The 7,599-nt window shown below is 59.1% G+C and carries 6 protein-coding genes; all 6 read left to right on the top strand.

Annotation, left to right across the window (positions count from 1 at the left end):
• The first annotated feature begins 89 nt into the window (after window positions 1-89).
• Window positions 90-2,882 (top strand): glucoamylase family protein, encoded by a 2,793-nt coding sequence (locus PF446_RS03110; RefSeq protein WP_298069634.1) that lies wholly within the window; start codon window positions 90-92, stop codon window positions 2,880-2,882.
• Between the two features lie 261 nt (window positions 2,883-3,143).
• The gene (locus PF446_RS03115; RefSeq protein WP_298069637.1) at window positions 3,144-4,082 is read left to right on the top strand and encodes a ubiquinol oxidase subunit II; all 939 of its coding nucleotides are present in this window, start codon (window positions 3,144-3,146) and stop codon (window positions 4,080-4,082) included.
• A complete protein-coding gene (locus PF446_RS03120; protein ID WP_298069639.1) occupies window positions 4,079-6,193 on the top strand; it encodes a cbb3-type cytochrome c oxidase subunit I in 2,115 nt (704 codons plus the stop codon). The genes PF446_RS03115 and PF446_RS03120 overlap by 4 nt, the downstream gene beginning before the upstream one ends.
• Window positions 6,190-6,819: a cytochrome c oxidase subunit 3 gene (locus PF446_RS03125; protein ID WP_298069641.1), complete on the top strand. Its 630-nt coding sequence runs from the start codon at window positions 6,190-6,192 to the stop codon at window positions 6,817-6,819. The genes PF446_RS03120 and PF446_RS03125 overlap by 4 nt, the downstream gene beginning before the upstream one ends.
• The gene (locus tag PF446_RS03130; protein ID WP_298069643.1) at window positions 6,816-7,175 is read left to right on the top strand and encodes a cytochrome C oxidase subunit IV family protein; all 360 of its coding nucleotides are present in this window, start codon (window positions 6,816-6,818) and stop codon (window positions 7,173-7,175) included. The genes PF446_RS03125 and PF446_RS03130 overlap by 4 nt, the downstream gene beginning before the upstream one ends.
• Window positions 7,176-7,316: 141 nt before the next feature.
• The coding region (locus PF446_RS03135; RefSeq protein WP_298069646.1) for a hemerythrin domain-containing protein at window positions 7,317-7,599 on the top strand (283 nt) is incomplete at its 3' end.

Below are 7,599 nucleotides of genomic sequence, written 5' to 3' on the forward strand. Positions count from 1 at the left end.
TTGGTGCTACGGTAAAAAGGCTCCGTAGACGTCAAGCCAATCCCTTTGTCGCCTTCAGAACATAACCGTTCAACCCAAGGCGATACGGCATGTCCACACGATTCACCTGCGACTTCTCCGGCAAATCGGAGCCACTCCCGCATTTCTGGGAACACAGCGTCGGAAGCGGTCATGCCACTCTGGCGCTGCGGGCCGATTGGCAGTCGCAACTCAATCAATGCCACGACGAACTGGGTTTTCGCCACGTGCGTTTTCACGGCCTGCTCGACGACGGCATGAACACCGTCATCGACCAGGACGACGAGCTGATCTACTCGTTTCACAACGCTGACCAGATCTACGACTTCCTGCGTTCCATCGACATGCGACCCATCGTCGAGCTGAGTTTCATGCCAACCGCGCTGGCTTCGGGTGAGCAGACCACTTTCCACTACAAGGCCAACGTCACGCCGCCGGCCGATTACGGCCAGTGGGCCACCTTGGTATCCAAGGCCGCCAGTCACTGGATTGATCGTTACGGCGCCAACGAAGTGTCGCTGTGGCCGATGGAAGTTTGGAACGAGCCCAACATGGACAGTTTCTGGACCGGCAGCCAGGAAGACTATTTCCATTTGTTTGAAGTGACCCACAAGGCGCTCAAACACGTGCACCCGGCGCTCAAGGTCGGCGGCCCGGTCACCGCGCAGAACGCATGGATCGACGATTTTCTGGTGTACTGCAAGAAGGCCGGCGTCAAGCCGGATTTCATCAGCACCCATACCTACCCGACTGACGCGCGTGGCAGCCCCGGTGACGACACCAAGCAGACCCTGTCCAAGAGCAAGATCGGCATCTTGCGGCAGCGCGCGCAGAAGGTGCGCAAGCTGGTGGGCAAGCAGCCGCTGTACTACACCGAGTGGTGCACGTCATCCAATCCGCGCGACGAGTTGCACGACGACCCGTATGCGGCCGCCTATGTGATGCAGGCGATGTTGAACATGGGCACCCTGGTCGATGCCTACAGCTACTGGACATTCTCCGATATTTTCGAGGAGAACTATTTCCCGTCCAAACCGTTCCAGGGCGGTTTCGGCTTGATGAATATCCACGGCATCCCCAAGCCGGCCTATCGCACGTTCGAATTGCTGCACCGATTGGGCGATGAGAAGTTGCCCGTCAAGGGCAAGCACGACACCGTGCAGGTGTGGGTGGCACGCGCGGAACACTCGGCCACGGTGGTCATTGTCAACCTGGCGTTGCCGCTACATCCGGTCAAGGCCGAGGCGGTGAACCTGGAGTTGTTCAATCTGCCCGACTTGGCCGCTGCGCAGATGCTTCGCATCGATGCCAAGCACGCCAATGCCAAGGCCACTTGGAAGATGCAGGGCGAGCCGCGCTATCCCGATGCCGATGAAGTGGCGGCGATGATCGAGGCCTCGCGGATGAAACCGCAAAAGGTCAAGATCAACAGCAGCGGCAAGGCCAGCAACATCGAGATCACCGTGCAAGCGCAGTCGGTCACCGCAATCGAACTGTCGTTCGAGATGCCGAAGAAGAAGGCTGCCACCAAAGGAAAGGCGAAGTCGGAAGTTCCAGTGACCGTGCCGCATGAATTCAGCACCAAGGACGAGAAACTTCTTGACCAATTGCAGTCCGCTGCGTTCCGCTACTTCACCGAGAACGTCAATCCGGACAATGGCCTGGTCGCGGACAACACCAAACCCGGTGCTGCTGCCAGTATCGCCGCCACCGGATTCGCGCTGTCGTGCTATCCGGTGGCCGTGGAGCGCGGCTGGTTGAGCCGCAAGCAGGCGACCGACATCACGTTGAAGACCCTGCAATTCTTTGCCGACAGCCGGCAGGCAAGCGATGCGCACGCCACCGGCCACAAGGGTTTCTATTACCATTTTCTGAACATGAAAAGCGGCAAGCGTGCGCAAGCGTGTGAGCTGTCTACCATTGACACCGCGATGTTGCTGGCCGGCATGCTGGTGGCGGCCGAATATTTTGATCGCAAAAGCCATGCAGAAAAGCAAATTCGTTCGCTGGCCAAGCAGTTGCGCGACCGCGCCGACTGGACCTGGACACTGGATGGCGACAAAGGTGATATCAACCAATCGTGGAAGCCCGGCCAGGGGTTCAAACAGACGGACTGGGGAGGCTACACCGAGGCTCTGGTGATGTATGTGCTGGGTGCCGCTTCCACGTCGCATCCGATGCCGCGGGAAGTGTTCGAGAAGGACGCACAAGGCTACGAATGGCATCACAACGCCGGCCTCGACTGGATTCACGCCACGCCGCTGTTCATCCATCTTTTTCCGCAAGCGTGGCTGGATCTTCACGGGCTGCAGGATGGTTTCGTCAGCAAGCATGCGGATATCGATTATTTTGAAAACACCCGTCGCGCGATCACCGTGCAGCGCGAGTATGCGCAGCTCAACCCCAACAATTATCGCGGCTACGGCGAGAACATCTGGGGGCTTTCGGCGTGTACTGGCCCGCACGGCAAGCTCACCATGCACAACGGAAATACCATGCAGTTCGACGGCTATGTCGCGCGTGGTGTGACCGCGGGGCCGGATGACGGCACGCTGGTGCCGTGGGCAGCGACCACCTGTGTGGCGCACGCCCCCGAGCAGGCCTTGGACGGTATTCGCGCCATCCTGAAGGCTTATCCGGGCGCCCTGAACAACGGCCAATTTGTCGGTGCTATCAACCCCTCCCTGCCCGGCGAAACGCAAGCCGGATGGGTGGCACCGGCCTGCTTCGGCATCGACCAGGGGTTGGTGGTGATGATGATCGAGAACGCAAGAACGGGGCTGATCTGGGAGCTGACCAGAAACTCCACCGTGTTCAAGAAGGGCCTGAAGCGGCTTGGTTTCAGCGGTGGCTGGTTGAACTGAAGAGGCTTGCCTTATCGTAACGGCAGGCGGGAAAACGGCACGGCAAAGCGCGACGTCACACTGGCGCAGAGTTGACCAGAAGATAAGGAAGACTTCTTCGTGAACAGCACAAACGACTGCTCCTGTGCATCCAGCTCACGCGAACCGGCGACGACCAGGAACGTAGGCCGCTCCCGCGTCGCGGGCGCGCGGCGTCATCCTCCTGCAGTCATCAAACTGTTGCTGCGGATGGTCCGACTGGCTGCCGTTTGCGGCGTAATCTTGCTGCTCGTCGCATGCGCAGGAGACACGCATCTCACCTTTCTTGACCCGCAGGGACCGATAGCGCACCAGCAGCGCTGGCATTTCTACTGGGTGCTTGCAGTGATGGCCGTACTGGTGGCTGGACCGATTTTCGTGCTGCTGCCCTACTGGGCCTGGCGCTACCGTTATGGAAACAAATCCTCTACTTACAAACCGAACTGGGATTTTTCCAGACTGCTGGAAATCATGGCTTGGGGCGGACCCATCATCATCGTGGCGATACTCGGCTTCTTCGTCTGGCACGACTCGCACAAGCTCGATCCCTACAAGCCGATTGTCTCGAAGCAGGCACCACTTCGGGTAGAAGTGATCGGCTATGACTGGAAGTGGCTGTTCATCTATCCCGACCAGGGCATCGCCAGCATCGGCACACTGGCCATGCCGGTTGGACGCCCAGTGTCGCTGCACATAACTTCCGCCACAGTGATGCAATCGCTGTTCATTCCCGCGCTGGGAAGCCAGATCTACGCCATGGGCGGCATGGTGTCGCAGCTCAACCTGGAGGCAAGCAAGCCCGGGAAATCGCTGGGTGAAAACACCATGTACAACGGCAACGGCTTCCACCAGCAGAAGTTCACTGCGTTGGCGATGTCGCCGGCCGACTTCAAGGCGTGGGTGATCAAGGTTGGCGCGACCGGCATCGTTCTGGATGCGCAGACCTTGAAGCTCATCGCGCGGCGCTCGACCCGCAGCGACCTGATTGCGGCGCTGCCCAAGGCCACGTCGATGCGCGGCAACGTGTATTTCACGGGAGTTGGCAAAACGCTGTTCCCGGCCGTGGTCAAGGCCACCATGGATGGCACCAAGACATTGCCAAACACCGTCTTCGCGTCCGCCAGCGCGGCCACGACGCCAGCGAAACGCAATTCGGGGGCAGTGACGGAGCCAAGCCAATGAGTATCGTTGCCGATTCCGGCGGCCCCTTCCTGGGTCGACTCAGCCTGCATTCGCTGCCGTTCTGGGACATGCTGCAGCACCCCACCATGAGCAACATCATCAACGGTATCATCGCGACCGGCGCCGCATCGCTCGTGGTGATCGGCGCGCTGGTGGTCATTGCGCTGCTGACCAAGTACAAGCTGTGGCGGCCGCTTTGGTCGGATTGGGTGACCAGTACTGATCACAAGAAGATCGGCATCATGTACATCGTGATCGCCTTGGTGATGCTGACGCGGGCGCTCATCGAAGCGGTGTTGATGCGCGCACAGCAGGCGGTTGGTCTGCATGGCGGGTTTCTCTCACCCGACCATTTTGCACAGCTGTTCAGTACCCACGGCACCATCATGATCTTCTTCATGGCAATGCCGTTCCTCACCGGCGTGATCAACTACGTGATGCCGATGCAGATCGGCGCCCGCGATGTGTCCTTTCCCGTGCTCAACTCGATCAGCCTGGGCCTGACCGCGGCTGGCGCGGCGCTGGTCATGGTGTCGTTGGTCATCGGCAAGTTTTCCACCGGCGGCTGGTTCGGCTACCCGCCGTATACAGAAGCCACGTTCAGTCCGGGCGTCGGGCCCGATTACTGGATATGGGCGCTGTCGCTGGCTGGGCTGGCGTCGACGTTGACCGGCATCAATTTCGCCGTGACCATTTACAAGGAACGTGCGCCCGGCATGAAGCTGATGCGCATGCCGCTGTTCACCTGGACTGCACTGTGCACCGCCATCCTGATGATCTTTGCAATGCCGCCGTTGACCGTGGCCACGTCCCAGCTGGCGCTGGATCGGTACCTGGGCTTCCACTATTTCACCAATGCGCTTGGCGGCAACATGATGAATTTCGCCAACCTGTTCTGGCTGTTCGGGCATCCGGAAGTTTACATACTCATCCTGCCGGCGTTCGGTGTCTATTCGGAAGTTATCGCGACATTTTCCGGCAAGGCGTTGTTCGGCTACCGCTCATTGGTGATGGCGACCATGGCCATCGCCATCCTTTCGTTCACCGTTTGGCTGCACCACTTTTTCACCATGGGCCAGAACGCCAACATCAACGCGGTGTTCGGCATCGCCTCGATGCTGATAGGCATCCCCACCGGGGTGAAGATATACGACTGGATGCTGACCATGTTTCGCGGACGCGTGCGCTTTACCACGCCCATGGTCTACTCGATCGGCTTCATTCTGTTGTTCGTGCTGGGTGGCATGAGCGGGATTCTGCTGGCCAACCCGACCATTGATTACCAGGTGCACAACACCGTGTTCCTGGTCGCGCACTTCCACAACGTGGCTGTGCCCGGCGTGCTGTTCGGCATGCTCACCGCCTATCATTTCTGGTTTCCCAAGGCGTTCGGCTTCCGCCTTAACGAACGCTGGGGCATCATTTCGGCGCTGTGCTGGATCTTCGGTTTTATGGGTGCGTTCTTCCCGCTGTACGCGCTGGGCATCATGGGGTTGCCACGCCGCACGGTCGCTTATGCACAAGCGCGCTATGTGCCGCTGGAATGGGTGGCATTTCTCGGCGCTTTGTTGCTACTTGCCGCGCTGCTGGCTCTGCTGTGGCAGCTGTGGATATCGATCAGGGATCGCGATGCCAACCGCGTATTCGTAGGCGACCCCTGGGATGGACGCAGTCTGGAATGGTCAAACTCAGCGCCGCCGCCGGAATACAACTTCGCCGTGATTCCGTCAGTGCAAGGCCGCGATGCATTCACCATGGCCAAGGAGAACCATAGCGCCTATGAGCGGCCCGATACCTACAAAGATATCGAGCTGCCGAAAAACAGTGCCATGGGACTCGTCATCGCCGCGCTTGGCTTTGCGCTCGCTTTCGGTCTGGTCTGGCATATCTGGTGGCTGGTGATTGCGGCGTTACTGGCCGTGATCGCCAGCATGATCGTTCGCGGCTTTGCACGAGACACTACGCGCTTGGTCAGCGCGCAGGAAGTGCGCCGGGAACATCATCGCTGGATCGACGCCGTGGCCGCCGCCACCGCAGTTTCACGTGCGAATGAATGCAAGACGGTCAATGTCGGCCTCGCACAACATCAGGCCAACGGAGTGGTGCCATGAGTCAGGACGTTATGAAGCATCCCGGATTGAACCTGGGGCCGGCGCATGGCAGTGATGACGATGCGGCCCAGGGCATGATCTTCGGCTTCTGGGTGTTCCTGATGAGCGATGCCATTCTGTTCGGGATGGTATTCGCCACCTATGTGACCTCGCTGTCGACACATGCGCTGGCTGGTGGCCCCGGCCCGCACGACCTGTACAACATCAAAAGCGTATTCATCGAAACCCTGCTGTTGCTGGCCAGCAGCTTCACCTTCGGCATGGCATCGCTGGCGTTGAAGTACAAACACGGCAAAGCGCGCCTGGTCGGATGGATGTTGGTCACCCTGGTACTTGGTCTCGGCTTTCTCGGCTTCGAGCTGCACGATATCTTCGGCATGTTCGCCAAGGGTGGCGTACCAAGTCGCAGCGGTTTCCTGTCAGCGTTCTTCGACCTGGTTCCACTGCACGGCTTGCATGTCACCGCCGGCTGCGTCTGGTTGATTTGCCTGGTCGGCCAGATCGCGCGCTACGGCCTGGATACGAAGACCAAGCTTGGCATCATGCGCCTGGCGCTGTTCTGGCATTTTCTGGACATCATCTGGATCGCGATCTTCACGGTGGTTTACCTGGGAGGACTGGCATGAACGCGCAACTAGATGGGGTCGACGAGCCGGCGGATCGCAAGCGCGAGGAACGCCGCGAATTTCATTCCTACGTCTGCGGCATCGGTCTGGCGCTATTGCTGACCGTGGTTCCTTTTGCGCTGGTGCATTGGTTTCCGGCAATCCCTCGCTTTTCGTTGCTGATCCTCATCGGCGCCTTTGCGCTGGTGCAGATGCTGGTGCATTTTCGCTTCTTCCTGCACATCGGATTCAAGCAAAAACGTGAGGATCTGCAATTGCTGCTGTTCTCGGGCCTGCTGTTGACGATCATGGTCGGCGGCACCATCTGGATCATGGCCAGCCTGGCGCTGCGCATGGCGATGCCTGGGCAGCCCTGATCGCTGTTCGCCGATGGGTCCGACGAGTGGCTTTCAGACCCATGCGCACTGGGTGGCTTGGAGCACTGCAAGTTTCACTTCATCGTTGTTGGCGACAAAACAAACTGCAAGGTAAGGAGCAAAAGAATGGACATATGCCAATTGATCTGCGACGACCACCACGAGCTGCGTCGGCGCTTTGCGATCCTCGATGAGATTGATCGAACGGATATCGAGGCACTGACTGTGGTGTGGAAACGGCTGGCGACTTTTCTGGAAGTCCACGCTTCGGCGGAGGAAAAGCATTTCTATCCAGCATTGCTGGAGCAAGGTAAAGGTGCCGGAAGCAAGCACTCGCCAGCGGCCGAAACGCGGGACGCGATCGGTGACCACAACGATATTCGTGATGCCGTATCGAAAGTGGCGCTGCATGACGCGGGAAGCG

The organism is Oleiagrimonas sp. (assembly GCF_027858935.1).
In the GTDB taxonomy this organism is placed as follows: Bacteria; Pseudomonadota; Gammaproteobacteria; order Xanthomonadales; family Rhodanobacteraceae; genus Oleiagrimonas.

What these genes read in the sequence shown, in the direction of transcription:
- PF446_RS03110 (WP_298069634.1), top strand. Translation starts at nt 90, where the DNA reads ATGTCCACACGATTCACCTGCGACTTCTCCGGCAAATCGGAGCCACTC.
- PF446_RS03130 (WP_298069643.1), top strand. Translation starts at nt 6,816, where the DNA reads ATGAACGCGCAACTAGATGGGGTCGACGAGCCGGCGGATCGCAAGCGC.
- PF446_RS03120 (WP_298069639.1), top strand. Translation starts at nt 4,079, where the DNA reads ATGAGTATCGTTGCCGATTCCGGCGGCCCCTTCCTGGGTCGACTCAGC.
- PF446_RS03125 (WP_298069641.1), top strand. Translation starts at nt 6,190, where the DNA reads ATGAGTCAGGACGTTATGAAGCATCCCGGATTGAACCTGGGGCCGGCG.